Raw genomic sequence first — 26,430 nt, 5'->3', positions numbered from 1 at the left:
AAGGGGTCTCAATATGAGTAAGAAACATCCTAAAATTACAAATGAAGATATGGAAAAAAGAATTGTAAGATTTGATGATTTGAAATCAAGAGGTATTTCGTTAATGTTTATTGATAGTATTCTTCCCGGTCATCAAAGAATCAATTATGCAGTTATCGGTGACACTGCTAGTGAAAACCCGGACTACAATCCAATTATTACTGATCCGCACGGCTTTCAAATTGGAATGGTGAAAGCACCGCCAGGAAATGGGCCGGCTTACCATACCCATGATTATATCGAATCCTTTATTCCTTTAAGCGGAAAGTGGCGCTTTTATTGGGGGAATGAAGAAGATAAAATAGAAGGAGAAGCTATTATAGAAGAGTGGGATTTAATATCTCTTCCTCCTGGCCTGTATCGAGGACTTGAGAATGTAAGTGATGAAGATGCATGGTTATTTGCTATTCTTGAACAGCATAAGGTGTTCGAAGGAAAAGATCCTTACTGGGCTGAAGAGGTAATAAAAAAGGCTGCAGAACATGGATTTGATGCTGACGAGAAAGGGAAAATGGTTCCTCCTGATAATTTCAAAGAATTAGAGAAAGAAATAGCCGAAAAGTTGAAAATGGGTGAGAAATAAGAATATTAATAGTCTGAAAATATTGAATTGAAAGAAACGATGTGCTAAATTGAATACGTATACAATTATAGAGTTCATAAGGAGGACTTCCTGTGAAGAACGAAAATAATGGAAATGAGGAAAAAATGAGCAGGCAGCCGCAAAAAAATGATACTTCTAATGAAAAATCATCGGATAAAGGTGTTATACCTCAAACAGTTACCGAAAAAGCCTCCAATCACGAACTTGATAACCTGGTTTATTATGCAGATAGTAATAATGTAAACGCGGTCGATTCAAAAGATGATGACGATTACTTGAGTATTCCAGAAAAAGATCTTAAAAAGCAAAGCATGAATGGCTTTGGTGACTACCATAATATTGTTGATTATATAGTTAGGATTACTAGGCAAATTTGGAAAGAAAAAGATATTGGGTTAATATACGATACCTACAGCCACGGCGTACAAATACACCGAGGTTTAATAAACAGTCATGGTGTGAACGAAGTTATTTCTGGAACGCTGCAAACGTTGCAGGCTTTCCCTGATAGAACAGGTCTAGGCTGGAGTGTTATTTGGTCCGGAAATGACGAGGATGGCTATTTTACCTCTCATAGAGGTCGTTCAGTAGCTACGAATTTAGGGGATACGTTATATGGACCGGCTACAGGAAAAAGAGTGGTGTTTAGAACCACAGCTGATTGCTTAATCCATGAAAACAAGATCTACGAAGAGTGGCTGGTAATGGATACATTCCATCTCGTTCAGCAGTTAGGATTTGATCCCATTGAAATTGCAAAAAGAACGGCTAAGCAAACAGAGAAACTAGCTCCTCCCCTGAAATTCGGTACTGCCGAAACAGCGGAAGAAGGGTTAGCGCCAAAGAAGTATATTCCTAAGTTCCAAGGATTTGAAATTGGAGATTTTATTCTTGAGATGTTTAATAAAGTTTGGGAAAGAAGATCATTTAATTATGTAAAAAATTTTTATGAAGACAATGCAGTCATTCATTATGTGTGCAACAAAGATTTAGTAGGGCACAGCGAAATTCAAGGAATGTTCATTAGTTTGTTTGCTTCTATACCGAATGGAAAGGTCATCGTTGAAAGAGTAACCTGCAACAAAAAAGGATCAGATAAAGATTGGGATGTAGCAGTACGCTGGAGGATTCAGGGAATACATGGAGGTATCGGCTACTTCGGTGATCCAAGTGGTAAACCTATTGAAATCAATGGAATGAATCACTTTAAAGTTAGAAATGAAAAAATCCAAGAAGAGTGGATGCTCTTTGACGGAATGGAAGTACTAAGACAAATTTACTCTGGGGAAGAGGAAGAAACAACCGATAGCGAAGAGAATTTTACTTCAGAAGATGGAAATTTCACAGGAGTATCTTAATGCAATGGGCGGGCAGAGGTGAAAGCAAGCAATGGATCAAATGACAATTTCAGAAATTATTCAAGGGTATAAACAAAAAACTTTTTCACCTGGAGAAATTACTACATTCTACTTACAAAGAATTAAATCATTAGATCATTATTATTCTGCTTTCATTACTGTACCAGAAGACGAAGTCCTGGCACGAACGGAGATATCCGAAAAAAAACTCAAGCTAGATGACGATATGCATCTGCTTGAGGGTATCCCGGTAACCTATAAAGACATCATTAATACGAAAGGGATTAGAACAACCAATGGATCTCAGTTAGAAAAAGAGTATATTCCCAGAGAAAACGCTGAAGTTGTAAAAACATTAAATGACGCAGGGGCAATTAATATCGGAAAAGTAAATCTTCATGAATATGCTTTTGGTATTACTTCTGATAACCCTTTTTATGGAAGCGTTAAAAATCCATGGAACACAAAACGGATTGCTGGTGGTTCGAGTGGAGGATCAGCAGCTGCAGTAGCTGCTAATTTCTGTCTAACTTCTATTGGAACGGATACAGCTGGTTCTATTAGAATACCAGCAGCTTGTACAGGAGTGCTTGGAATAAAACCTACGTATGGAATGATCGATGTAAAAGGGATTTTTCCTCTTTCGTGGACACTTGACCACGCAGGTCCCATCGCTCAGAATGCAGAGGATTTATCCATAGTGATGCAGGCTCTTACGAAAAAGAGCTATCAAGTCTCTGAAAGGGAAAATCTTAAAGGTTTTCGGGTTGGAATTCCTAAGCAATATTTTAATGTTAATTTAGATCCTGCAGTAAGCAAACAATACTATAAGGCTTTGAAGGATATAGAAAGATTAGGCGCCGATTTAATAGAAGTAGATGTATCCTTTATACAAGATGTCTTAAATACTGCAAGAAATATTGCAACACCCGAGGTAGGATATGTTCATAAGGAACGAGTAAAAAGTTCGTTAGAATTATATAGTAATGAAGCTAAGAAGGTATTTGAAAGAAGCAGAAAAACAGGGGCACACGAATACATTGATGCGTTGCAGCAAAGAAGAAAAATGACAGCGGAGGTAACGAATCTTTTTGGAGAAATAGATGTTTTAATAACTCCCACAGTTCCTCATCTTCCTGTCGAAATCGGCACAAAATATGTGGAGCTGAAAGGGACTAAAGAAGCAATTGATGATTCTATGATCCGTAATACCTGTGTTTTTAATATAACAGGTCATCCAGCTTTATCGATTCCATGTGGATTGTCAGATGATAATATTCCAGTGGGCCTTCAGTTAATAGGAAATTATTACGAAGAAAGAAAACTGCTTGAATTAGCGTCCATTTACGAGAAGGCGTATCTTCAGCCATTTTATTTGCAGCGTTCAGGTATATGTTAGGGTTTTTAGCTGAAAATTCCCAATGTTATCACTTATCTGTTGATTTGAGGTTGTTAAACAAATAAGTTGAATCTGAATACGTATTCAAAAAGGAGATGATATGTGATTACAACGTAGTGGCACATATTAGGGATACTAATAGCAGGCAAGTGTAAAATCTCCAAATAAGAAAGGAGCGTTTTAATGATTAAAAAGAGATGGTCATTCTTTGTATGGACAATGGCAGGTGCTCTCTTTTTGAGCGCATGTAGTAATGATTCATCAGATGTATCAGAGACGGATCCGGAAGACCTGGAGGGAGAAACTGTCACAGTAGCAGTTTCTGAAGGTGATATAGGTCAATTTAATGCTTGGGAAGCAAGAAGCGAAGAATTCACAGAAGAAACAGGCATAGAAGTAGAGTTTATTGGTATCCCTTATGATAATCTACTGGACAGAATAACGGCAGAAGGAATATCTGGTGAAAGTTCATTTGATCTAGTTACACATTTAGATGTGATGGGGGCCTCCATTAACCAATTCCTTGAGCCGCTTGATGATTATGCCGAGGCAGATGATTATGATTTTGATAGATTTCCATCTTCTTCATTAGAATTATCAACATTCGATGGAAGTGTCCGCAGTCTGCCGGCAAGAGCAAACGTACAATTATTATTTTACCGTGAAGATATTTTTGATGACTTAGGGCTGGAGGCTCCTGAAACTTGGGGAGACCTTGAAGAAGCAGGGAATGAAATTACAGAAAATACTGATTTATATGGAATCACTCCATATTATCAATCAGGCAATAATGGACAGAATCTTTACATGTGGACCTCTTATTTGTGGAGTAATGGCGGAGATATTTTTGATGAGAACATGAAACCTATTTTTAAGAATCAGGAAGGCGTCGAAGCAACACAAAGATATGTAGACTTACTATTGGAAGAAGAAATTGCTCCACCTGGTTCTGTGACATTTGGTGAGCAAGAGTCGCGAACACATTTCCGTCAGGGAGAATCAGCCATGTGGATAGGCTGGTGGTGGGTGTACTCTGAATTTAACAGCAGTGACGGTGCTGCTGAAGAAGTAGCGGGTAACGTTAAGTTCACCACCGTTCCTACATGGGAAAACGAAAATGCCTCAAATTCTAATGTTTCTACTTTTCCAATCGGGATGATGGAGACATCAGAAAATAAAGCAGCTGCATGGGAGTTTTTAAAGTGGTTAACTGAACCAGAACTAGAAAGGGACATTGTATATGATTCTTTAACGGAAGAAAGTCCGTCCAACCAATTTTCAACCGACATTTCCCAGACAGAAAACTTTAGGGATGAAGAATTAAATGAGCTTGCAGACAACTTTTTCAATGTTGGAGGAGATGCATTTGAAGCGGCAAAAACATTGCCTACCTTTCCAGAATGGCCTCAAGTATCAGATATTTTAGACAGTGCGATTAATGATATGGCAAGAGGCGAATCTGTGGAAGATAGATTAGAAGAGGCTGCAGAGGATGTTGAGCAGCTTTTAGAAGAGGAAGGGTACTACGAATAAAAGTTCGTAAAAAGAGTCAGGGAAGCCGCACCTTGTCTGCTCTTTGAGTAGGCGGGGCTAAAAATCCAGGTAGTATAAAGTTCCCAACCTCATTAGGGGGAAGTAGTATGAATAACAAATATTTCAAGTATATTATATTAGCTCCGGCGGTTATTCTTATCGGGCTTACAACGTTATTTCCGCTTATAAGGTCATTATGGATCAGCCTTCACGAATGGGACTTAACAAAATCAATTGAAATTGGTGAATTTGTAGGATTAGGAAATTTTATATATGCGTTTTCAGATGAAAATTTTTGGAATAGTGTAATGGTTACATTAATATTTACCGTATGTACGGTTTTTGTCACTATAACGCTTGGTATAGCAGTTGGATTACTTCTTAGTAAGGAGAAGCGGCATTTATCCTTTCTTCGTGCGGTGTTAATTATCCCGTTTGCATTAAGTCCAGCTCTTGTGGGTTATTCGTGGCGGTTTATGCTAAACCCGGATTACGGTTTATTTGATAAGTTAATAGGTTTCTTTATTCCGCCTCTTGCTGATATGGTTTGGCTTGGTACACCCCAAACAGCGTTAGCCGCACTCATCTCAGTAGCGGTGTGGATATGGCTGCCATTTATGAGTCTTATGTTTATAAGTGGATTAATGGGCATGCCAAAAGAAGTATTTGAGGCAGCTAAAATCGATGGAGCTAATTCTTTTCAAACCCTTTTTAGAATCACTATACCTATGTTGCAGCCAATCATTTTAATTGCTGCTATTTTAATGACAATGTTTGCACTGAAACAGTTTGATCCAATTGTTACATTGACCCAGGGGGGACCTGGTAACTCAACCGAAGTGCTAAACTTTATGATCTACAATACTTCCTTTCGTTATTTTGAAATGGGTTATGGTGCTGCATTAGGGTATATTTTAGCAATGATAACCATTGGGTTTGTTCTAATATACATGCGAAAGCTAGTGAAAGGAGATGAGTGGAGCTAATGACTGAAGAAACAAGAAGATTTATACGTCGAACCACTTCATCTCTTCTAGAGAATATAGGTGTTCTTCTTATCGTCGTTTTTCTGTTCTTGCCTATATTTTGGATCTTTCTAACTGCATTTAAGCCGCCGCAGGAAGTTTTTACTTTGAGTGTCATTTTTGAACCGACCTTGGATAATTTCCGGACAGTATTTGGTTCTGCTTATAACTTTGGCAACTATTATATGAACAGCACTATCGTCGTAGCAGTAACTTTGCTTATTACAATCCCGGTTAGTATTATGGCTGCTTATAGTATTTCAAGATTTCAGCTTCCTGGTAAAAATCTTTTTATGTTTGCGATTTTAGCTACTCAGTTCATTCCTTTAATTGTAAATGTCATTCCGTTTTTTGTGATGTTTAGGAATTGGGGGATTCTTGATACAACATTAGCGCTTATCATTGTAAATTTAGGACATACCATTCCATATGCGATTTGGTTGATTAAAGGCTTTATCGACAACATTCCAAAAGATATGGAAGAAGCAGGAATGATAGATGGAGCCGGTCGTTTAAGAGTTATTTGGCACATCTTACTGCCAATGGCAAAACCCGGTATTATTACAGCTACGGTGTTTTGTTTTGTTATCACGTGGAATGAATTCATGTTTGCGTTAATCTTAACAAATCAAGAAGCGGTAACGTTACCTGTTGCACTATCTTATTTTGTTGGACAGGATGGTGTAATTTGGAACGAAATGGCTGCTGCTGGTATGGTCTACGTCCTTCCGACAATTATTTTCATGTTAATTGTTAGAAAGCAATTTGTCTTGGGCATGAGTTCCGGGGGATTAAAATAAGTGACAGGAGGTACACAGGTAATGAAATTTTTAAAAAAGGCTGAGGAGCCAGTAGAATCTGGTTCAGAAGAAGTAGAAAAAATAGTAAAAGATATTATTTCAAATATAAAAACTAGAGGTGATGCTGCCGTAAAAGAATATGAAGAAAAATTGAGTCAATCTGTTCGTCCTTTGAAATTGGAAGAGAAGGAAATCGAAGAAAGCATAAGCACACTTTCATTTGAGGAAAAAAAGCTAATTGACCGTGTAGTAGACAGGGTTTCGGCTTTTGCAGAGGCTCAACTTGAATGCTTGAAGCCGATGGAAAAAGAATTTGGGGAAGGGATAAAAATGGGACATCGAATCCTGCCAGTAGAAAAAGTGGGAGCCTATGTTCCAGGAGGGCGTTTTCCTCTTCTCTCATCCGGTCCTATGGTAGTCGCACCGGCAAAAGCAGCAGGTGCTAAGCAGATCGTAGCCTGCAGTCCGGCAAATTACCACGGGAGCATACATCCTGCCGTTTTATACGGACTTCGTTGTTCAGGAGCTACGGATATCTTTGCAATCGGAGGAGCACAAGCTATAGCTGCGATGGCTGTGGGAACAGAATCAGTTCCGGAAGTAGATGTCATTTCAGGGCCGGGGAATCGGTTTGTTGCAGAAGCAAAGCGGCAGGTCTTTGGTAAAGTAGGTATAGATTTAATAGCAGGGCCAAGTGAAGTACTCGTTTTGGCAGATGAATCAGCTGAACCCAAAGTTTGTGCAGCCGATCTTTTAGCACAGGCAGAGCATGACCCTCATGCCAGGGCTATTTTAGTTTCAACCTCTAAAGGTACAGCAGAAAAGACCATACAGGAAGTTGATAAGTTTCTAAAAGACTTCTCAGAAACCTCTCCTGCTCATGATTCTTGGGAGAAAATGGGGGAGGTCATCATAGCAGAGTCGTTAGAAGAAAGCATAGATATCTGCAACGATTATGCCATCGAACATCTCCATGTTCACATGGACAATAGCAGACAGTTAATGGATCGTCTTAAAAATTACGGCTCTTTATTTCTGGACCATGATAGTTCTGTCGTGTTTTCAGATAAAGTATCCGGGACCAATCATACATTACCAACACAACGAGCTGCCAGGTACACAGGAGGTCTGTGGGCAGGAAGCTATGTCAAAGTAGTAACTCACCAAGAGATAAAAGGAGCAGGTGTTGATTTATTGGCCGATCATGCTGTGAAGCAATCTGGTATTGAAGGGTTAGAAGGTCATCGTTTGTCGGCGGAAGTACGAATGCCTGAAAATCGGTAGTTTATTTTTGTATACGTATTCAAAAAAGCGGGGGGGTGTGAATGGAACCAATTGTTTTAATTCCGGGTACGCTGTGTGACGAAAAACTGTGGGAACATCAAAAACGAAGCTTTTCTCATTTCACAGATGTTTATGTTGCAGATATTTCCAAAGGTAGGTCGGTAGCAGCGATGGCATCAAGAATACTCGATGAATTTCCAACCAGATTCGCCTTAGCTGGTTTATCTCTTGGTGGGATCGTGGCGATGGAAATAATGAAACAACAGCCTGATAGAGTAACAAGGCTTGCATTACTAGATACAAATCCACATGCAGCAGCAGATGAACAAATACAGACGTGGAAAAGTCAACAGAGAATGTTAGATAATAATCAATTTGATGAAGTAATCACTCATCAATTTATTCCACCGCTATTGCATAACAAAAAAAGCGATGAACATACGGTTTCGCTGATAAAAGGTATGTGTGAACGTATTGGCCTAACAGGGTTTTCGAACCAGCTATATGCAAATATGAATCGACCTGATGGAATGAAAGTACTCTCTGCCATTTCCTGCCCAGTTCTTATTGCAGCAGGTAAGCAGGATGCCTTGTGTTCTATGGAAATGCACGAGGAGATGGCAGATGAAATACCTCATTCTACATTGATATTTATAGATAATTGCGGCCATTTAAGTACTATTGACCAACCCGAAGCATTAACTGCAGTCATGCATTATTGGCTTCAAGAGAACAGGAGGGAAGAATAAGCGCGTGCAAAAAAATAAAGTAAAAGAGAAATTGAAAAAAGGGGAACTTACCGTCGGGGTAATCACCAGCCTTTATTCTTCAGCTCTTATTGAAATGCTGGGTTATGCGGGATATGATTTCATTGTTATTGATGATGAGCATGGGGCATATAGCTGGTCGGAAATTGAAGAGCTCATCCGTACTTCTTTATTAGTAGATCTCGTTCCGATTGTTAGGACAAATTATGATCAATCAAGTATTCAAAAAGCACTAGACCGGGGAGCTTTTGGTATTCAAGTGCCTATGGTCAATACAAAACAAGATGCTGAAATTGTTGTGGAACGAGCGAAATATCCTCCCAAGGGAAAAAGAGGAACGGCTTTCTCCATGCGGGCAGGCGGTTATGGGTATAAGAGCGGAAAAGAATTTATGGATATAGCGGATGAAAATACCTTCATTTCTGTTCAAATTGAAACACCAGAAGGAGTAGAGAATTTTGAAGAAATTATAAACGTGCCTGGCATTGATATGGTATTTATTGGTCCTACCGATTTATCAGTAAATATGGGTTATAAAAATGGGAGCAATAATCCTGAGGTTCAAAAAACAATTAGTGAATTATATAAAAAAAGTAAAAAAGCCGGGATGCCTGTGGGAACGATTGCTTCTTCAAAAGGCAGCATAAAGGAACAAATCAACAACGGAGCCTCTTTCGTCTCTGTTGTTCTAACAACTGTTATTAAGAATGCGCTGGATGAAGTAAATCAAGAGCATTTATTATAAAACCGGGGAAGGCTGAACTTGGAATGATATTCAAGTCAGTCTTTTTTTCCTGTTTCTCATTTAATTAGTTCACTCTAAATTAATCAGCAGGGGCTTTTTATTCCTTATTGTATGTATCGTTTTGGGCTACCACCTTTTTAACAAATGACAAGATTAACTCTTAATAACCCTCAATCTTAAGATGTAAACAATTTAATTGATAAGTTGAATAGGAAAAGCTTATACCTTGAAAAACATACAAAAGTTAAGGAAAGTGCCTGATTATTGAAGCTTATTTCAACATTATTAAACAAAAGCACGCGTTACTTTAAATATAATCTTTTACTTATTTCTCGTTGGAATAAATCACTCCTGCCGTGAATAGGATACAGAAGGGAAAAGGATAAAAGGCAGTCAATGAGGTGATACAAGATGGCTTCTAAGGGGAAGTTTACCGCTGCTGATTATTTAAGCACTAGAGAACTAAGAAAAGCTGAGTACCTTCGTAATAAAATGCTTCGCTCCCCCTCACCTAGAGCAGCAGCCATTTATGAAAAGCAATTAAAACAACTATTCCAGCTTGCACAGAACCGAAAAAAACAGGGGAAAGATGAAGTAAACAGGAAAGTAAAAGTGAAGACGCCCAGCAGCACAGCAGAATTTAGAAATAGAAATGCAGAAGACGCTGCTAGACGCATTTCGGGAGACTTTTCAAGACCTAAAAAATAAGGTCTTTTTCTTTTGTCTGTCATTTCAAGATCTTTTATAGGCAAATGAAAGAGGGGATTTACTGTAATCGACCACATGAAATATTGGTATAAAGAAAATGAAGCCTCTCTTTTAAAAGAGAAGCTTCGAATATTGGTTATCATTTATTTCGTAGAATACTCAATGCATCGCTCCAGGCGATTACCTGGTCCATCATCGTATCAACGGAAGATACCTGATGAGATGCAGGTTTAAAGTCACTAAAATTTTCAAAATCGGTAAAGAGCGAAAGTCGAACTTGGGCGCGTACGTCAGCCACCTGAAGTTCACCCATAATCAGCCTAAGATTCTCAACTGCACTGATACCTCCTGCAGCACCATATCCTACAAAACCAGCAGCCTTATTGTTCCACTCATTATATAGATAATCGATTGCGTTCTTGAGTGCCCCGGAAGTAGCATGATTATACTCAGGTGTAACGAAGATATAGCCATCGAAGGAAGCGATTTTTCTGGACCATTTCTTTGTATGCGGCTTGGTATATTGACCCGAAGCCGGAGACATCGGCTCATCCAGCAGGGGAAGATCATAGTCTGCAATATCGACAATCTCAAAATCGGCATCAGCTCGCTGCTTTGCAATTTTGTGCACCCACCTGGCGATCTCCTCACCATTTCGTCCCGGTCTTGTGCTTCCGATGATGATAGCTATTTTTTGCATAATGTATTCCTCCCTAAATTCAATTTAGAATTTTTTTATCGTTTTAGGCGAGAAGACTCCCTCTTCCATTTTGTACAGGGCGCAGCCCAAAAATAAGGGGGAGATAAATCGCCTTTTTGCATAGCGAAACAAGCGTTCGTATGGTATCATATTCCTGTACAGATTGCTCTTTGAAAACGGAAGATATGGGGTTCTGACAGGAAATTCGTCTGTCAGGTGAAATCTTCAACGTTCAACCGCTTCTCTCTGCTGAAAAGCGAAAACCAAGCAGGAGGCAGGAAGGTTGAGTTCAACGTAAGAACGATGAGTATTAACCGCAGGGACTGCGGAGTCAGCCTGCTAAAATAACTTCGGTTACGAGAGTGTTCGCAGGAATCCATCACTTCAAGCGTTAGCTAAGTGGTGGCAGTTCAATGATCATTCTTTGACATTGCAATTAATACTGCTTTCCCTGACAATTTTAGAACGAGAAAAAACACCCCTGTTGAACTGAATAACGTAAAGCGAAAGGACGCCTACATGCAGCGTAGCGAGGATGAGAAATATATTGCTGTAAATGGCACCGTTTGAATAGTAATGTACTGGGTTCCAATGTCTGACAGCACCAAGGTCCGCCATTTTCCCGTAAACCCCCGCAGCTATCCCGCCTGCAATAAAATTCAACATTGCTAATAGTCCCATTCCTACTCCAGCCTGTTCCTTTGACAGGGTCATCGATACTGAATTGGACATCGCTATCATCATGAAGGTTTGCCCAACATTACCAAGTATCAAAAAGATCGCTATGAACACGGGGGATACCCCTGTAAATGTTGATAGTAAAACAAAACAAGATACAAGCAGCATGGAGGCTATAAAGAACAAATACGAATTGCCTTTCAAGTCTGCCAATCTTCCCCCGCTTCGCCCCAGGATGGCTGAGGCTGCGGCCCCCGGAACAAGTGCAAAACCGATCCAGCTGGGCGGAAGTTGATGGATATCTGCCAAAAGTAAAGGGCTAAGGTAATAGAGGGAAAAACCAATCCCGCTTATTAGAAAAGTGATTGTCAGCCCAATTGTATAGCTCTTGATTGTAAAAAGATAAGGTTGTATGAACGGATCGGAGGTGAAACAAATTCGTATAAGGAAAAGCACAACAGACAACACTCCGCCAATAGCGAACAACCATTCTCCAACGGTAACACTTAGTAACAGTAAAGTTACTCCAGCAGCTAGCAGCCCTCCTCCTATCCAGTCAAGTTTTCTGTGATCACCACGCTCATCCCCTAAATATTTTCGGTAGAAAGGCAACGTAATCAAGATGAAAAAAGGAATGCAAAATAACCACCGCCAATGAACAAAACTTAATATTAATGCAGAAATAACCGGGCCAAGTGCACTTCCAATGGCCAACCCGACGAATACCATCCCCATAGCTGAACCACGTCGTTCCGGCGGAAAATAGCGGACCGGAATAAGCATAGCTGCTGCAGGTATTGAAGCTGCTCCCATTGCCTGGATACACCTCCCGGCAAGGACCATCCAAAAAGTCTGGGAGGTAAGTCCGGTCATTGAACCAACCGCAAAAAATAACAATCCGATAGTCAATAGGTCCTTAAGTTTGTAACGGTCTGCGAGTTTCCCATAAATAATTGTCCCTACACCATAAATCAAGGCATACGATGATGTGACCCAGCTTACTTGGGCATTCGTGAGACCAAACTCTTCTCTTATTTGAGGGAGGACAAAATTAAACATCAATACACTCATAGCTGAAAGGGCAAGAGTGAACATCACAACCCTCATCAACTTCTCTTCAGTTTGTTGCTGTACACCATACTCCATTTCTTTTATTCTCCCTTCTTTAACAAAAACTAATTGGCAATATCACCCCCCGTTCATATTTAAATGTATGTCACCACTGACTGACATTAGTGTTGAAAAAATAACTAGGGGGTTAAAGCCCTAGTAAAGATCGAAACACTTTCTTTAATGAAAGTTTCGATAGGGATATTAGTGAGTATGGGATCATTGTTCATCCTGCCCATCGCTGTACCAAAATTCATATACAAAAATGCAATGGCTTTGCTTTCAAAATCTGTTTCAATGATCTTTCCCTTTTTATTCATTTCTTCAAAGTATCCTGTTAAGAACTCTTTTAACTGCTGAGGGTGTTCATGTGTTTTTTCGCGAAATCCTGGGAGAGTATCACCCACCTTAGCACTAATTTTGATCAATTTTCGATTCTGATACATAATCCTATGATAGCTGCGACAAATCATGAACAAGTCCGTATGAAGATCCCATACGATTTTTTTCATAAACAAGTCTTTCATTTCTTCAGCATAATGATAACGATTAAAGGCGGTCTCTAATAAGTTTTGTTTGCTTTGAAAGTGCCGAAACAGCGTTTTTTCACTAAATCCAGCCCTGATTGCAATTTCTTGCGTAGATACTCCGTTGTACCCATGTTCCGCCATAAGATCGATTGCTGCCATCATAATCTTTTCAGAAGTATCCATCTTTTTATTACTATTCATTTTATTACCCTCATTCATATAATGTCAGTGTTTACTGACATTAATATATTACATCTTATTCGTGATGTCAACAAAATGACCCGAAAGAATAGAAAATATCTTTTTCCGTTATCAAAGGTTTGGTCTCCAATACGAATTTTGACCAGCTTATCCCCTTGTAAATAGGCGGTATAAAGAAATAAAAGGGAATACCAACCAATATAATCATAAGCCTTCCTAGCTTCCTGATAGGAGAAATATGCGTGAAAAAACCTCGGGAGATGTATTGTACTTATTTATGTGCTGAACATTTTAATTTTTGTTTTTTTGGTGAAAATAAATGGAACGGAAAGGATCTTCGTTTAAACGGGAGGAAAATGATGGAGGAATTAGATTTACATCACATCTTTTCATTAGGCCTTATTTTAGTCATGATTGCAGCGGGTATTACCGCTGTGGCAAAAAAATTTAAACAGCCTTACCCTATCGCGCTTGTCGTTGTAGGAACCATTATTGGACTGATAAACATACCGGTATTAAACCCTCTAATTCAAGTTATCACAGAAGGGGAAGTTTTTAATTTTATTGTGATTACTTTATTTTTACCCGCGTTACTAGGTGAAGCAGCATTGAAACTCCCGTTCTCACATTTAAATAAAAATAAAAAGCCTATTCTAGCTCTAGTATTAATTGGAATCCTTTTATCATTTATGATTATTGGTTTTTCATCCATGTGGCTGTTGCATTTCACTATTCCGGCAGCCTTTGTGTTTGCAGCAGTCATGAGTGCTACAGACCCGGTCAGTGTCCTCTCGATTTTTAAGACCGTTGGTGTTCCCGATAGACTTGCAACAGTGATTGAAGGGGAAAGTTTATTTAATGATGGTCTGGCCGTAGTTCTTTTTAATATATCAGCTTTTTCTCTGCTCTCCTACCTGGACCTTGGCTGGGCAGGGGCAGGTTATGGATTATGGGAATTCATTAAAGTGGTTTCACTCGGTTTTATTATTGGAGGAACCTTGGGGTATGTATTTTCACTCTTGACGAAATACTTTGATGATTACCCGTTGGAAATTATCTTCAGTATCATTCTTTTTTACGGGTCCTTCTTACTCGCTGAAACCTTCCATGCATCTGGTGTTATTGCTGTTGTGGTGTCAGCACTTATTTTAGGAAATTACGGAGCGAAAATTGGAATGAGTCCTGCCACCAAGTTGAATATTAATAACTTTTGGGACGTAGCTGCATTACTTGCTAACTCCCTTGTCTTTTTAATGGTAGGTTTAGAAATTACACGAATAGACATTATGGAGAAGTGGGGGCTTATATTTACAGCCATTCTAATTGTACTTGCAGCCAGGAGTGTGGCAGTGTACACAAGCTTATGGTTTATCAAAAAAGTACCTAGCTCATGGATGCATATTTTAAATTGGGGCGGTTTAAAGGGGTCCTTATCCATCGCGTTGGTTCTGAGTCTGCCAAGAGATTTTACAGGCAGAGAAGAAGTGTTGATTATGGCTTTTAGTGTGGTGTTATTTTCATTAGTTGGCCAGGGTCTAACGATTAAACCGCTCATCTCTTGGTTAGGGGTAAATAAAAAAGAAGAGGGACATAAAGAATTTGAAGAACTGATAGCACGCGTGTATCGATTTAAAAATGCTACCTTAGAAATAGTCAAAGTAAAAGAGAATTTGTACATGACAGAAGCTGTAACAAAAGAAATACTCGAACAATACCAACAAAAAATTACCGAATCACAAGATAAAATGGAAATGCTTTTTCGAAAACATTCAGAACTAAAACAAAAACAGCAGATCACGTTAAGAAAACATTCTTTGTATGCTCAGCATGAAGCCATTGGGCGCTTATTAAAAGAAGACATTATTTCTAGTGAAGTAGGGGAAAAGGAACAGGACATTATTACAAACAAACTGGTTGAATTAGAGAGTGAGTAAAAACAAAGGAAGGGATTTTTATGGACACCTATTGTAAGAGAAAAGGTTATACAGTTTAGGAGTCTAAAGAATCTAGTTGTTGGAAAAGCATATACTGAGGAATTTGGGAAAAATAAGGGAATTTCACGGGTTGTTGTTAGAAAGTACTGTTAGGAATGTATAAATTTATTTGTGAACAGTATAAGTAAAACTACGACTTTCGCCATAAGGACTCACGATAATTCGAGTTTTTCTAATAGCTATTTCTTCAGCGTTTGGCGAGTAAGTGTTGATTGTGGGCAAGTAAATGGACGTTTACGGATAGTATTTGTTCTTCAAACAGCGAGTGCATCGAGATTAAAAAAGAGCATCAATTACCACTGAAAATAGAGGCGTTATTCCGAAGATTCTCTTTTCATCATCCAAGCAGAAACAAATAAGAGCAAAGATGAGCTCTCCATATACCCCGGCCCTCCAGAACTTTTCGCTCGTGAGCAAGGCGCTTGAGCTTTTTTTACTGTGCTTTAGAACAATTTGTATAAGTACTAATAGATATTTTTCTCTAGTACAAGAAAAGCTAAAAGCCCTGCTTGGCATCAATAATCAGCAGGGGCTTTTTGCATTACTACTTTTTTGATTAACCCTGAATAACCCTCAATCTTAATATATAAACAATTTAATTGATCAGTTGAATAGAAAAAGTTTATACCTTGGGAAGCATACAAAAAGATACTCTCCTTGTTTTGGGAAAGTACCTATTGTTGGAGCTTATTTCAACAATATTGAACAAAAACACGCATTGCTTTAAATATAATCTTTTACAATCCTACAGACGGTACGACATTGAGCGAAGAAGAAGCGGAAAAGTTTTATATGAAGAAGGTTAACTACTTAAAGGAACAAGATTATAAAGTAAAGGGTGTCGAAATTGAAAATATTAGATACGAAGATGGGCATGCATTTTTACTCGTACTTTAGGAATATTTAACTTTGTTAAAGGATCAAAGTTATCATGAACGAAACTAGCCCCTAATCGTAACAACGTAGATAATTAATTTGGTAATACTAAATGACTAGTAAACATTACCAAAGCAGAGCTACAATACGAAAGGAGCTAGTAATATGAATGATATGGACAAAATACGTAGGTTTAAATGTGAAGTCATTGCCCCATCGTTGATCCCACAGAAGCCCGGCGATCGTGTAAAGACCGACAAACGCGACGCTATTAATCTTGCCAAACTTTATCGTGCCGGAGAATTGACACCTATCTATGTACCAACAGAAGATGATGAGGCCTTACGTGATTTAGTTCGAGCACGGGAGGATGTAAAAGAAGATGGGTTAAGAGCTAAGCATAGACTAACAAAATTCCTTCTAAGAAATGAAATCAAACCGCCTAGAGGCACAAAAAAATGGACAGTAAAATATTGGGATTGGCTGGATAAATTGACATTTAAACGATCGGCATCCCGGGTGGTATTCCAAGAATATTTGCAGCAACTAAAAGAGTTTCAGCAGCGATTAAACGTATTGGAAAAGGAAATTGAAGAGCAAGCGTAAGAAGGTGTTCATGCCCCAATGATTCAAACTCTTATGACATTACGAGGAGTAGCCGTTATTACAGCGACTAGTTTGGCTGCGGAAATCGGATCCTTTAAGAGATTCCAGGTTCCAACACAATTTATGGCATACACAGGGCTGGTACCAAGTGAAAGTTCCAGTTGGGAATGCCGGAGATTAGGTAGCATAACCAAAAAAGGGAATCGGCACGTACGGAGATTGTTGATAGAGGCCGCGTGGAGCTATAGATATCAACCTGCAGTCAAAGGGGAGTTGAAAAAACGACAAAAAGGACACCCGACTAATATTTTGGGCATTTCATGGAAGGCTCAAAATCGCTTGCATAAAAAATATTTCCGTCTATTAGGACGCGGAAAAGAGAGTGGGAAAGCCATTACGGCCATTGCGAGAGAATTAGCAGGTTTCATTTGGGGGATTTCCCATGAGTTTGATGGTGAAGTTCAAACGAATGGTGCGGATTAAGTTACGAATAAACTAGAAAAAAGATGATGTAAAAAGGGAATGATATAGGGCTCGGAGGCAAAGGTGAAAACCGTAAAATTGATTATTGATTGCCTGTCTCACCGTCATATTGTAAGAGTTTTTGTACATTACACTCCAACCTTATCTTTACATAGAGACGAAGAATAAATATTTCCTTTAAAAAAACAATTAACCCGACTATTCTTATATGGTATACTTGCATTAACGGAAAACGCCGTGATTAAAAATGATTAAAAATATCATTTATAGAGGAGGCGCATTTTGATGCAGGAACTAACTCACCTTGACCAGCTGGAGGCCGAAGCGATATACATTATTCGAGAAGTAGCCGCAGAATGTGAAAAACCGGTGATGCTTTATTCGATCGGGAAAGACAGCTCTGTGATGCTGAATTTAGCCATGAAAGCTTTTTACCCGGAGAAACCGCCGTTTCCTTTCATGCATATTGACACAACTTGGAAGTTTAAAGAAATGATAGAATTCCGGGATCGTAAGGCGGAAGAACTAGGGATTGAAATGATTGTACATACCAATCAAGAAGGTGTGGAACAAGGGATGAACCCGTTTGACCATGGTTCTGCCTACACGGACATTATGAAAACACAAGCTTTAAAACAAGGTTTGGACAAATATGGATTCACTGCTGCATTTGGCGGCGGACGCCGTGATGAAGAAAAATCCCGCGCAAAAGAGCGTGTATTTTCGTTCCGTAATAAAAACCATGCGTGGGATCCGAAAAACCAAAAGCCGGAGATGTGGAAGCTTTATAATACCCGCATTCAAAAAGGCGAAAGCATGCGTGTTTTCCCGCTTTCTAACTGGACGGAAAAAGATATTTGGCAATATATCAAAAAAGAAAATATTGACATTGTGCCGTTGTATTTTGCAAAAGAAAGACCGGTTGTTTATCGCGATGGAAATATCGTGATGGTGGATGATGACCGCATGAAATTAGAGCCGGGCGAAGAAGTTGTAAACAAAAGCGTTCGCTTCCGGACATTAGGCTGCTACCCTCTCACTGGCGGTGTTGAATCCGATGCGGATACGTTAGAAGAAATCATTGAAGAAACACTTGGTGCCGTTTCTTCTGAACGGACCAGCCGTGTCATTGACCAAGAAGCGGCAGGCAGCATGGAACGACGCAAGAGAGAGGGGTATTTCTAAAATGAAGAGTCTATTAAAGTTTATTACGTGCGGAAGTGTAGATGACGGAAAATCAACGTTAATTGGACACATGCTTTATGATGCGAAACTATTATTTGCCGATCAGGAAAAAGCGTTAGAGCTTGATAGTAAAGTAGGAAGCCGCGGCGGCGACATTGATTATTCGCTTCTTCTTGATGGATTAATGGCAGAACGAGAGCAGGGGATTACGATTGATGTGGCGTACCGTTATTTCACAACCGATGACCGTTCGTTTATCGTGGCAGACACACCAGGTCACGAAGAATACACAAGGAACATGGCGGTTGGTGCTTCTTTTGCCGATCTTGCCGTTATTTTAGTCGACGCTACAAAAGGGGTTATCACCCAAACGAAACGCCATGCTAGAATTTGTTCGTTAATGGGCATTAAACATCTCGTTTTAGCGGTTAACAAAATGGATTTAATCGATTATGACCAGAATCGATTTGAAGAAATTAAGCAGGAGTTTAAGCAGTTGACGTATGGTTTTAATCTTGAAAGTGTGGAAGTTATCCCTGTTTCCGCTACAGCAGGGGACAACATTACCCAAAAATCCAGCAATACGCCTTGGTATAACGGACTGCCATTGCTTTTGTATTTAGAAGGTATTGATGTTCACATAGACATCGCACAAGATAGCTTTGCCATGCCGGTGCAGCGTGTCAGCCGGCCAAACCATGATTTCCGTGGTTTTCAAGGACAAGTAGAAGCCGGAAATATTGCCGTTGGGGATGAGATTACCACCCTGCCAAGTAATGAAAAAGCAAAAGTAAAAAGTTTACTAGTAACCGATAAAGAAGTAGATTCCGCTGTTGTTGGGCAGCCTGCAACCATTGAATTGGACCGTGAAGTTGATGTTTCTCGTGGCTGTGTATTAACAACAGCCGACCGTATTCAAGTGACGGACATGTTTACAGCAAACATTCTATGGATGGATGACTCTCCGCTTGTCCCAGGCAGGAACTACCTAGTGAAAATAGGAACAAAAATTCTTCCTGGTACTGTGATGTCGATTAAACATAAGATGGACACGAACACGGGAGACGAAATTCCAGCCGATCAAATTCATAAAAACGAATTAGCCGAATGTGATATATCTCTGTCTGAAAAGATGGTGTTCGATAAGTTTGATAACAATGAAGCACTAGGCGGACTTATTTTAATCGATCGCGTCACAAACATGACTTCAGCCTGCGGGGTGATTGAACACTCCCTTCGTCGCTCAACAAACGTGGAATGGCAAGAAACAGATATTACAAGAGGCATCCGGGCTCAGCAAAAAGGACAGAAACCAATAACCCTTTGGTTCACCGGCCTTTCCGGTTCCGGAAAATCGACTCTTGCCAACGAAGTCGAAAAACGTTTAGTAGCCACCGGCCACCACACCATGCTGCTCGATGGCGACAATGTCCGGCACGGATTAAACAAAAACTTAGGCTTCAAAGAAAGCGACCGCGTCGAAAACATCCGCCGCATCGCAGAAGTAGCGAAGCTCATGAATGACGCCGGTGTGATTACACTTACATCGTTTATCTCGCCATTTGAAAGTGACCGTAATAATGCCAGAGAAATCATCGGTGAAGACTATATCGAAATCTACGTAAGCACACCACTCGAAGAATGCGAAAAACGCGATGTGAAAGGCTTGTACAAAAAAGCCCGCGCTGGAGAAATCCCAAACTTCACAGGTATCTCGAGCCCATACGAAGCACCAGAAAACCCAGAGATTGAAATTGATACAAGCGGGTATTCCTTAGAAGAAGCAACGGATTACGTGGTGAAGAAGATTATGGAGTATTTGGACTAAAAAAAAGGAAGCTGCTATCCATATTTGAAGGTAGCAGCTTCCTTTTTATAATTATTTATTGTAATCCCATAAAACTTTCCATTCCTCATCTTCTTGAGCCACATATACCTCTTGAGATATATCAAAATTACCGTATTTCCCTTTAAAGGTCTGGATCACATTTACCTGATACACTTCCTCTAACTTACTAGAGTCTTTGTTCATCTGCCAGTTTTTTATTTTTTCTGGCTTATCCAAAGTAAATGAAAAAGTGGTAACATCAAAGTGATTCATAAACACATGTGCACGATCCTGGATGTAGTGCCCTTTGGAGAACTTCTCTTTCATATCAGAGTGAAATAACTCCCAGGACTGAGCAAAATCCCCTTGCTGCTCATACCTATAAAATTCTTTAACTGTTTCCTTCGCCTGCTCACTCGGGGATCGTAAAAAGGTAAAAAAGAGAACGATGATCAACAATAATATCAATGTGATGGCTGCTATTGGCAGTATTCCCTTGTAATTAATAAAGCACTTCCCCTTTTGTATTTTTCATATTAATCCTATTCATGAAGGGGAGCAATTATTAAACGAAATATCTGCTAGGCAAGCAGGATTTAGAAAGGAGCAATAAAAAGGGGATTAAAGGGGGGATTCTTTTTTATCAATAACTCCGCCTCAGCACCATCAAGAAACCTATTATGCATGGAATGGAGAAGAAAAATTTAGTATCGAACGTAGACCATACTTATTATATATTTCCCTTTCTTTATGAAGTTTTCTAAAACTATTTAACCATAAAATAAAGTATAATAGGAAGAAAATGGATCAGTATTTGGAGGGAGTTTTGGGGGTGTGTTTAATGATTAAAAAAGTCAAAGTTCAATCCTCTGATCATTTTTCCTATACAGTAGAAGCTATTAGTGTTTGCTCCTTCCGTAAAAGGCGCAGAAGAAGTAGGTCAAGTAGTATATAAGCGAAAGGCTGAATATAAGAACCCAAAATTAGCCTGTCCTTAATTTGATGTTAACGAAACAGTTTCTAATGCTCATCACTCATTAGGTTTGGGCTTTTTGATTGATTAATTATAAAAACAATTTCTTTACTACTGAAGAAAGTGAACCACAATCCGTTTTTTTTATATAGAAGTGAAGATTGACGAAAGAAGTAAAGAAGCTTAGAAATAAATATGCCAATTTCCTTTTAGAATTATCAAATAACTAAAACTCTTTTCAATCAAAAGAGTCTCTCATTGCCCAAATCGGAGTTGTGTTTTTAAGGGAACCACATGGAAAGCCTTTTTGTACGTTCTGCCATCAATTCCTTATCGACTTGTCCTTATATTATACATGTGGCTTTAATCTATTGCGCGACATAGACAACCCTATCTTCACCACAATAACCTCCATTTATAATCTATGTATCCGGTCAAATAGATCTGTTTATGATACCCACCGCAACTTTTAAAGAAGAACCATTATTATTCTTTATGGATCTCCAGCACATATGAAGCACCAGAACCTTGATACAGCTCAATATTCTTAAGAAGAAGCAACCGATTGTGAAGCAAATTAGGGAGTATTTGGATTAAGAATAAAGCAAAGCTGCTATCCCAAGCATGTTGGTAGCAGCTTTTTTCATTTTAAATGAATGGATAATATTAATAGAGAAACGACTTTTTCTAATGTTTATTTATAAAAAATGACTATTCGCCTGGATGAAAAACTGGGATTGTTCGTAGTTATACGTAAGTTTCGAAAAGTCAAAGGACTGGCCATTGGTTAAATGATAAATGGTTTCGATGTAAAGGCCAGGTGCCCCTGTTTCCAACCCTAAATACTTTGCTTCTTCCTCATTAATCTTATTTACTTGAAGAAACATATCTGAAAAACCGACCTTTAACCCTAATCCTTCATTAATGTATTTAAATATCGAGTCCGAAACAATTTCATTATTTAAATACGTAATGATCGACTTATTGTAAAACGATTCTTCGAGGCATAATGTTTTCTTGTTCATATACTGTACTCTTTTTACATAATACACATCGTCCTCGACATTCATATTTAAATTATAAGCCGCTTCTTCTGTCGGTTTTCTTACGTCCAATTCAATGACTTCTGACGTAATATGAAACCCTTCCAGCTCCTTTTTAAACCCCTGATTCGAAAGCAAGCTGATATATCCTTTTCTCTTATGCCTTCTCACAAAGATTCCGCTGCCTCTAACTTGATAGACTACCCCTTTTTTCTCCAATAGATCTAATGCCTTCGTAATAGTACTTTTACTTGCTGCAAATTGAGCCATTAATGTTTCCAATACTGGCAGCTTATTTCCCTGCTGCAGCTTATTATCTTCAATATACTTTTCAATTTCGGTTGCGATTTGTTGATACTTTAACATTTGCATTCCTCATTATTTTCTTTATCGACACGTTAATAGGATTGTAACATAAATGGTTCAAATGCTCATCCAATTAAAATTTACATTTATAAAATATTTATTAGGTTATTGATAAATTATACCGGTACAATTATAATGTAAGCATATAATAGTTGGAGGGGGTTGGAAATGGCAGAAAAGATAAGAGATTATCCTAAACTTGCAAAGGATATATTAAAAGCTGTTGGTGGAGAAGAAAATGTTCTTGGTGTTAGTCGTTGTGCCACGAGACTTAGAATTGTCCTGAAGCGATCTAAGCCGGCAGCCAGAGAAGAAGTATCAGAAATGCCTGGAGTCATTACAGTTGTAGAAAATAACGGGCAATTCCAAGTGGTTATTGGCCAGCATGTTGGAGAAGTTTATGAGGAGTTTTCCAGCTTAGTAAACGTGGAAACATCCGATGAAGAAAGTGAAAGCAAAGGAACTATATTAAATCGTGTTATTGCTACGATGTCAGCAGTTTTTGCACCATTTATATATATTTTAGCTGCAGCTGGTATTTTGCAAGGCTCGTTAATATTAATTAACTTATTATCTGATAGTTTTGTAGAAACGGGAACCTACGAAGTGTTAAGTTTTATCTCATGGGCTCCTTTTGTGTTTTTACCTATTTTTATAGCCATTACAGCATCAAAACACTTTAAAACAAACACGTATATCGCAGTAGCCTGTTGTGCGGCATTAGTTAGTCCGACATGGGGAGAAATGGCAGGACAAATTGCAGAAGGAAATAGCATTACTTTCTTAGGTCTTCCATTAACGGAAACGGTATATACGTCATCCGTGCTGCCGCCAATCTTTTTAGTGTGGATTTTGTCTTATGTGGAAAAGTTTTTAAATAAGAGAATGAACGAAGTGATCAGGCCATTATTTGTTCCCTTTTTCTGTATTTTAATTATGGTACCTTTAACGATTTTATTAATTGGTCCTTTTACCACCATGGGGGCCATTTGGATTGCTGATGGGTACAACTTCTTAGCAGAAAACGCACCTGCAGTGGCTGGAGCTATTATTGGTGCATTCTGGCAGGTGCTAGTTATTTTTGGTGTCCACTGGGGAATCACACCAATGATCATAGCGAATTATGATTTATATGGTCGAGATTCATTCCAGGCGTATCAAATGATCGCTGTTATCGCTCAAGTTGGTGCGGTACTTGGTGTGATTTTAAAAGCAAAAAGTCAAGAAGTGCGTAAAGTCAGTACTTCAGCTGGTATTACAGGATTATTCGGCATTACAGAGCCAGCCATTTACGGGGTAACGCTAAGATTTAAGAAGCCGTTTATATTTGGTTGTATTTCAGGGGCGATTGGTTGTATAGCAGCAAGTTTCTTTAATCCTTATTACTTTGCATATGCAGGGCTGCCAGGACCATTAACCATTGTAAATGGTATAGATGCAGATTATCCACTGTCAATATGGGGGATTTTATTAGGTGTTGTGATTGCAATTATTCTTCCTGTTACGTTAATTCAAATCTTCGGATATGGGGTAGATACAGCAAAAAAAGCAGGCAGTGAGAACTTAGTAGAAGAGCAAGCACAGCGTGGAGATAATTCACCATCAAATAAACCTCAAGAGAATGAAGAATCAATAGATGCTCCATTAATAGGTAAAGTAATATCACTTTCAGAAGTTCCGGATGAAGTATTCAGCTCCGGTGCAATGGGGCAAGGGTATGCGATTCAGCCATCGGACAACAAATTATATGGTCCATTTGATGGAACAGTGGTAATGGTCGCCCCTACCAAGCATGCGATCGGCTTGCGATCAGAAGCAGGTGTGGAATTACTTGTTCATATTGGCTTAGATACAGTGAAATTAGATGGAAAACATTTCACGTTAAACGTAAAAGAGGGCGATTCATTTAAGAAAGGTGATCAACTCATCGAATTTGATAGAGAAGTCATTGAAAAGGAAGGAATAAAAACCACTACGCCTATTATCGTAACGAATTCCGCTGACTATGAAGAAGTTATTAATGAAGAAATTGAAAATAGCAAACTAGACCAGAAATTATTTACAGTAGTAAAATAGGGAGGAATGAAAAATGGGTAACATGCCAAAAGATTTTCTGTGGGGCGGCGCTTTAGCTGCACATCAATTCGAAGGTGGTTGGAATCAAGGTGGTAAAGGACCTAGTGTTGTTGATGTTATGACCGCCGGGGCGCACGGCGTATCTAGAGAAATAACGGAAACAATCGAAGAGGATAAGTTTTATCCAAACCATGAAGCCATTGATTTCTATAGTAACTATAAAGAAGATATCGCACTATTTGGTGAAATGGGATTAAAGTGTTTAAGAACTTCTATCGGGTGGAGCAGAATTTTCCCGAAAGGGGATGAAGAGGAACCTTGCGAAGAAGGGCTGCAGTTCTATGATAAGGTATTGGATGAACTCTTAAAGCACGGCATTGAACCTGTTATTACGTTATCTCACTTTGAAATGCCGCTCCATCTGGCTAGAGAATATGGCGGATTCCGCAATAGAAAAGTAGTAGACTTTTTCGTGAAATTCGCTGAAGTCTGTTTTGAACGGTATAAAGATAAAGTGACATACTGGATGACATTTAACGAAATTAATAACAAGATGGATGTGAGCAATCCTCTGTTTTTATGGACAAATTCAGGGGTAGTGGTAAAAGAGGGTGAAAACGCGAAAGAAGTCATGTATCAAGCCGGCCATCATGAATTAATCGCAAGTGCATTGGCTATAGCAAAAGGAAAAGAAATTAACCCAAATTTCAAAATGGGGGGTATGGTTTCGCATGTTCCTATTTATCCTTATTCGTCCAATCCAGAAGACATCATGTTAGCTGAAGAGTACATGAGACAGCGGTTTTTCTTCCCTGACGTACACGTTCGTGGTTATTACCCGAACTACGTGTTAAAAGAATTTGAAAGAGAAGGATATAATATCAAGTTCGAAGACGGAGATGAAGAAATCTTAAGAAATGGGACAATAGATTATTTAGGCTTTAGTTATTACATGTCAACAACCGTAAAAAGTGATGTAGAAAAGGATAATACTGGAGACATCGTTAACGGTGCCTTGCCGAATGGAGTAGAAAACCCATACATCAAAGCCAGCGACTGGGGCTGGGCGATTGATCCAACCGGACTCCGATACACATTAAACCGTCTGTATGATCGTTACCAAATACCACTATTTATCGTAGAGAATGGTTTTGGTGCGATAGATACGGTAGAAGAGGATGGTTCTATCCATGACCCAGAAAGAATCGAATATTTAAAATCACACATTGAAGCCTTAGAAAAAGCGGTAATGTATGACGGGGTTGATTTAATCGGTTATACACCATGGGGCATCATTGACATCGTTTCCTTTACAACAGGGGAAATGAAAAAACGGTACGGCATGATATATGTCGATCGAGATAATGAAGGCAGAGGATCCATGAAGCGGTATAAAAAAGATTCATTTGACTGGTATAAGAAAGTTATTCAAACGAATGGTGAAGAGTTATAAATAAAAGACACATGATGAATGAAAACCTAAGTAATGGACACTTATTAAAGTGCCTTATTTGGGTTT

At 39.0% G+C, this 26,430-nt stretch carries 23 protein-coding genes; 18 read left to right on the top strand and 5 right to left on the bottom strand.

The window, feature by feature from the left end; translation table 11 throughout:
* Positions 1-13 precede the first annotated feature (13 nt).
* From CEF16_RS13670 to CEF16_RS13625, 10 genes are all read left to right on the top strand, one after another.
* Complete coding sequence (locus tag CEF16_RS13670) at positions 14-622, top strand: cupin domain-containing protein (RefSeq protein ID WP_091583480.1); 609 nt, start codon at positions 14-16, stop codon at positions 620-622.
* A gap of 92 nt (positions 623-714) precedes the next feature.
* On the top strand, positions 715-2,001 hold the full coding sequence (locus tag CEF16_RS13665) for an ester cyclase (RefSeq protein ID WP_245917871.1): 1,287 nt from the start codon (positions 715-717) through the stop codon (positions 1,999-2,001).
* Between the two features lie 31 nt (positions 2,002-2,032).
* Positions 2,033-3,400 carry an amidase gene (locus CEF16_RS13660; protein WP_091583483.1) on the top strand — a complete coding sequence of 456 codons (1,368 nt, stop codon included), beginning with the start codon at positions 2,033-2,035 and terminating at the stop codon, positions 3,398-3,400.
* Positions 3,401-3,583: 183 nt separating this feature from the next.
* Entirely contained in the window at positions 3,584-4,933 is a 1,350-nt protein-coding gene (locus CEF16_RS13655; RefSeq protein ID WP_245917870.1) for an ABC transporter substrate-binding protein, read from the top strand.
* A gap of 107 nt (positions 4,934-5,040) precedes the next feature.
* Positions 5,041-5,919: a carbohydrate ABC transporter permease gene (locus CEF16_RS13650; protein ID WP_091583486.1), complete on the top strand. Its 879-nt coding sequence runs from the start codon at positions 5,041-5,043 to the stop codon at positions 5,917-5,919.
* Entirely contained in the window at positions 5,919-6,758 is an 840-nt protein-coding gene (locus tag CEF16_RS13645) for a carbohydrate ABC transporter permease (protein WP_091583489.1), read from the top strand. Before CEF16_RS13650 ends, CEF16_RS13645 begins: the two co-directional genes overlap by 1 nt.
* A gap of 21 nt (positions 6,759-6,779) precedes the next feature.
* Positions 6,780-8,042 carry a histidinol dehydrogenase gene (gene hisD / locus CEF16_RS13640; RefSeq protein ID WP_091583492.1) on the top strand — a complete coding sequence of 421 codons (1,263 nt, stop codon included), beginning with the start codon at positions 6,780-6,782 and terminating at the stop codon, positions 8,040-8,042.
* A 41-nt stretch (positions 8,043-8,083) separates the two neighbouring features.
* Positions 8,084-8,791: an alpha/beta fold hydrolase gene (locus CEF16_RS13635; RefSeq protein ID WP_091583495.1), complete on the top strand. Its 708-nt coding sequence runs from the start codon at positions 8,084-8,086 to the stop codon at positions 8,789-8,791.
* 4 nt (positions 8,792-8,795) lie between these two features.
* Positions 8,796-9,554, top strand: coding sequence for an HpcH/HpaI aldolase family protein (locus tag CEF16_RS13630; RefSeq protein WP_245917869.1), 759 nt, complete (start codon positions 8,796-8,798; stop codon positions 9,552-9,554).
* Positions 9,555-9,965: 411 nt separating this feature from the next.
* Positions 9,966-10,262, top strand: a complete 297-nt coding sequence (locus tag CEF16_RS13625) for a hypothetical protein (protein ID WP_091583497.1) — start codon at positions 9,966-9,968, stop codon at positions 10,260-10,262.
* Between the two features lie 139 nt (positions 10,263-10,401).
* Here CEF16_RS13625 and CEF16_RS13620 read toward each other — a convergent pair whose 3' ends face one another.
* From CEF16_RS13620 to CEF16_RS13610, 3 genes are all read right to left on the bottom strand, one after another.
* The gene (locus CEF16_RS13620; protein ID WP_091583500.1) at positions 10,402-10,962 is read right to left on the bottom strand and encodes an NADPH-dependent FMN reductase; all 561 of its coding nucleotides are present in this window, start codon (positions 10,960-10,962) and stop codon (positions 10,402-10,404) included.
* 417 nt (positions 10,963-11,379) lie between these two features.
* Positions 11,380-12,786 (bottom strand): MFS transporter, encoded by a 1,407-nt coding sequence (locus CEF16_RS13615; RefSeq protein WP_091583503.1) that lies wholly within the window; start codon positions 12,784-12,786, stop codon positions 11,380-11,382.
* 104 nt (positions 12,787-12,890) lie between these two features.
* Positions 12,891-13,481, bottom strand: coding sequence for a TetR/AcrR family transcriptional regulator (locus CEF16_RS13610; protein WP_091583506.1), 591 nt, complete (start codon positions 13,479-13,481; stop codon positions 12,891-12,893).
* 359 nt (positions 13,482-13,840) lie between these two features.
* Between CEF16_RS13610 and CEF16_RS13605 the strand changes: the two genes are divergently transcribed.
* From CEF16_RS13605 to cysC, 6 genes are all read left to right on the top strand, one after another.
* Positions 13,841-15,415, top strand: a complete 1,575-nt coding sequence (locus CEF16_RS13605) for a cation:proton antiporter (RefSeq protein ID WP_091584065.1) — start codon at positions 13,841-13,843, stop codon at positions 15,413-15,415.
* An 822-nt stretch (positions 15,416-16,237) separates the two neighbouring features.
* Positions 16,238-16,372 carry a hypothetical protein gene (locus tag CEF16_RS24895; protein WP_281259176.1) on the top strand — a complete coding sequence of 45 codons (135 nt, stop codon included), beginning with the start codon at positions 16,238-16,240 and terminating at the stop codon, positions 16,370-16,372.
* A gap of 144 nt (positions 16,373-16,516) precedes the next feature.
* A complete protein-coding gene (locus CEF16_RS24445) occupies positions 16,517-16,957 on the top strand; it encodes an IS110 family transposase (RefSeq protein ID WP_245917868.1) in 441 nt (146 codons plus the stop codon).
* 18 nt (positions 16,958-16,975) lie between these two features.
* Positions 16,976-17,440: a transposase gene (locus CEF16_RS24440; RefSeq protein ID WP_245917867.1), complete on the top strand. Its 465-nt coding sequence runs from the start codon at positions 16,976-16,978 to the stop codon at positions 17,438-17,440.
* 285 nt (positions 17,441-17,725) lie between these two features.
* Positions 17,726-18,625 carry a sulfate adenylyltransferase subunit CysD gene (gene cysD / locus CEF16_RS13595; protein WP_091583509.1) on the top strand — a complete coding sequence of 300 codons (900 nt, stop codon included), beginning with the start codon at positions 17,726-17,728 and terminating at the stop codon, positions 18,623-18,625.
* Position 18,626: 1 nt separating this feature from the next.
* Positions 18,627-20,453 (top strand): adenylyl-sulfate kinase, encoded by a 1,827-nt coding sequence (gene cysC / locus CEF16_RS13590; RefSeq protein WP_091583512.1) that lies wholly within the window; start codon positions 18,627-18,629, stop codon positions 20,451-20,453.
* 51 nt (positions 20,454-20,504) lie between these two features.
* On the opposite strand, the gene CEF16_RS13585 is transcribed toward cysC, so the two are convergent.
* A complete protein-coding gene (locus CEF16_RS13585) occupies positions 20,505-20,921 on the bottom strand; it encodes a hypothetical protein (RefSeq protein ID WP_245917866.1) in 417 nt (138 codons plus the stop codon).
* 1,203 nt (positions 20,922-22,124) lie between these two features.
* Complete coding sequence (locus CEF16_RS13580) at positions 22,125-22,835, bottom strand: GntR family transcriptional regulator (RefSeq protein WP_091583517.1); 711 nt, start codon at positions 22,833-22,835, stop codon at positions 22,125-22,127.
* Positions 22,836-23,003: 168 nt separating this feature from the next.
* On the opposite strand from CEF16_RS13580, the gene CEF16_RS13575 reads away from it, so the two are divergent.
* Both CEF16_RS13575 and bglA read left to right on the top strand, forming a co-directional pair.
* Complete coding sequence (locus tag CEF16_RS13575; protein WP_091583519.1) at positions 23,004-24,911, top strand: beta-glucoside-specific PTS transporter subunit IIABC; 1,908 nt, start codon at positions 23,004-23,006, stop codon at positions 24,909-24,911.
* A 13-nt stretch (positions 24,912-24,924) separates the two neighbouring features.
* Positions 24,925-26,364, top strand: coding sequence for a 6-phospho-beta-glucosidase BglA (gene bglA / locus CEF16_RS13570; RefSeq protein ID WP_091583522.1), 1,440 nt, complete (start codon positions 24,925-24,927; stop codon positions 26,362-26,364).
* Positions 26,365-26,430 lie beyond the last annotated feature (66 nt).

Source organism: Alteribacillus bidgolensis (assembly GCF_002886255.1).
In the GTDB taxonomy this organism is placed as follows: Bacteria; Bacillota; Bacilli; order Bacillales; family Marinococcaceae; genus Alteribacillus; species Alteribacillus bidgolensis.
The sequence above is the reverse complement of the archived record's forward strand: the minus strand, read 5'-3'. Positions and strand labels throughout refer to the sequence as shown.

What these genes read in the sequence shown, in the direction of transcription:
- CEF16_RS13655 (WP_245917870.1), top strand. Translation starts at nt 3,584, where the DNA reads ATGATTAAAAAGAGATGGTCATTCTTTGTATGGACAATGGCAGGTGCT.
- CEF16_RS24440 (WP_245917867.1), top strand. Translation starts at nt 16,976, where the DNA reads ATGATTCAAACTCTTATGACATTACGAGGAGTAGCCGTTATTACAGCG.
- bglA (WP_091583522.1), top strand. Translation starts at nt 24,925, where the DNA reads ATGGGTAACATGCCAAAAGATTTTCTGTGGGGCGGCGCTTTAGCTGCA.
- CEF16_RS13660 (WP_091583483.1), top strand. Translation starts at nt 2,033, where the DNA reads ATGGATCAAATGACAATTTCAGAAATTATTCAAGGGTATAAACAAAAA.
- CEF16_RS13580 (WP_091583517.1), bottom strand. Translation starts at nt 22,835, where the DNA reads ATGTTAAAGTATCAACAAATCGCAACCGAAATTGAAAAGTATATTGAA.
- CEF16_RS13635 (WP_091583495.1), top strand. Translation starts at nt 8,084, where the DNA reads ATGGAACCAATTGTTTTAATTCCGGGTACGCTGTGTGACGAAAAACTG.
- cysD (WP_091583509.1), top strand. Translation starts at nt 17,726, where the DNA reads ATGCAGGAACTAACTCACCTTGACCAGCTGGAGGCCGAAGCGATATAC.
- hisD (WP_091583492.1), top strand. Translation starts at nt 6,780, where the DNA reads ATGAAATTTTTAAAAAAGGCTGAGGAGCCAGTAGAATCTGGTTCAGAA.
- CEF16_RS13650 (WP_091583486.1), top strand. Translation starts at nt 5,041, where the DNA reads ATGAATAACAAATATTTCAAGTATATTATATTAGCTCCGGCGGTTATT.
- CEF16_RS24445 (WP_245917868.1), top strand. Translation starts at nt 16,517, where the DNA reads ATGAATGATATGGACAAAATACGTAGGTTTAAATGTGAAGTCATTGCC.
- CEF16_RS13615 (WP_091583503.1), bottom strand. Translation starts at nt 12,786, where the DNA reads ATGGAGTATGGTGTACAGCAACAAACTGAAGAGAAGTTGATGAGGGTT.
- CEF16_RS13605 (WP_091584065.1), top strand. Translation starts at nt 13,841, where the DNA reads ATGGAGGAATTAGATTTACATCACATCTTTTCATTAGGCCTTATTTTA.
- cysC (WP_091583512.1), top strand. Translation starts at nt 18,627, where the DNA reads ATGAAGAGTCTATTAAAGTTTATTACGTGCGGAAGTGTAGATGACGGA.
- CEF16_RS13620 (WP_091583500.1), bottom strand. Translation starts at nt 10,962, where the DNA reads ATGCAAAAAATAGCTATCATCATCGGAAGCACAAGACCGGGACGAAAT.
- CEF16_RS13575 (WP_091583519.1), top strand. Translation starts at nt 23,004, where the DNA reads ATGGCAGAAAAGATAAGAGATTATCCTAAACTTGCAAAGGATATATTA.
- CEF16_RS13610 (WP_091583506.1), bottom strand. Translation starts at nt 13,481, where the DNA reads ATGAATAGTAATAAAAAGATGGATACTTCTGAAAAGATTATGATGGCA.
- CEF16_RS13670 (WP_091583480.1), top strand. Translation starts at nt 14, where the DNA reads ATGAGTAAGAAACATCCTAAAATTACAAATGAAGATATGGAAAAAAGA.
- CEF16_RS13645 (WP_091583489.1), top strand. Translation starts at nt 5,919, where the DNA reads ATGACTGAAGAAACAAGAAGATTTATACGTCGAACCACTTCATCTCTT.
- CEF16_RS13625 (WP_091583497.1), top strand. Translation starts at nt 9,966, where the DNA reads ATGGCTTCTAAGGGGAAGTTTACCGCTGCTGATTATTTAAGCACTAGA.